This window comes from Thermogutta sp. (assembly GCF_039793925.1).
Lineage (GTDB): Bacteria > Planctomycetota > Planctomycetia > Pirellulales > Thermoguttaceae > Thermogutta.
This window is the reverse complement of record NZ_JBAMME010000161.1, coordinates 1-748: the sequence shown is the minus strand read 5'-3', so window position 1 is coordinate 748 and position 748 is coordinate 1. Positions and strand designations below refer to the sequence as shown.

General features: G+C 51.6%; 1 protein-coding gene and 1 pseudogene. Both read left to right on the top strand.

The annotated features are described in order from the left end of the window. Positions 1-250: pseudogene (locus tag ABJK56_RS06290) on the top strand ([FeFe] hydrogenase H-cluster radical SAM maturase HydG); the annotation flags it as partial. Between the two features lie 23 nt (positions 251-273). After that, positions 274-696: a rhodanese-like domain-containing protein gene (locus tag ABJK56_RS06285; protein ID WP_347243812.1), complete on the top strand. Its 423-nt coding sequence runs from the start codon at positions 274-276 to the stop codon at positions 694-696. The last annotated feature ends 52 nt before the right edge of the window (positions 697-748 follow it).

The window sequence follows — 748 nt, the reverse complement described above, 5'->3', positions numbered from 1 at the left end:
CAGACTTGGCAGGACCGGACACGACTTCATGGACCTCGCCAAGCCCGGCTTGATACAGCAGTACTGCCTGCCTAACGCGATACTCACATTCCAGGAATACCTGGAAGACTACGCATCGGATGGGACGCGAGGGACTGGAAACCGGCTCGTGAGGTCGATGCTGGACGAGATACCAACAGAGGACAGACGGACTGCCGTTAAGGACAGGATCGAACGGATTAAGGCGGGCGAGCGGGACCTGTACTTCTAGAAACAAGTTCACGAGCGGATTCAATGGAAAGCGAGGACAACGAAATGGATGAAGTAGAGAAAGTCATGCAAAGCATGTCATTTGAGTTTTTCGGAAGCGGCAAACACAAAATCGAGATGGAAGAACTCCTTGCGACGAAGGATGCGATCTTCCTGGATGTAAGATCTGCCCCGGAAGTGGAATCTATTCAGCTCAGATTGGAGCACCACATCAGGGTGCTGTGGATTCCGATGGACGAAATCCCGGCGCGCCTCAACGAAATTCCACGTGACAAGACCATTGGCGCGTTTTGCTCCGCTGGGACAAGATCAACCATGGCGTATATGTACCTACGTTCCAAGGGGTACGACAATGTGCGGATCGCCCCCAGCAATTACGATGCTATTACAAGTCTGCTTCTGCCCGGAAAACTGTTCAAGCACTTGGATAAGAGCAAACCAGCCTGAGACAGGAAGTAGCCCATGACCTACATTATTACGGTAGTTCTCATAATCTTCG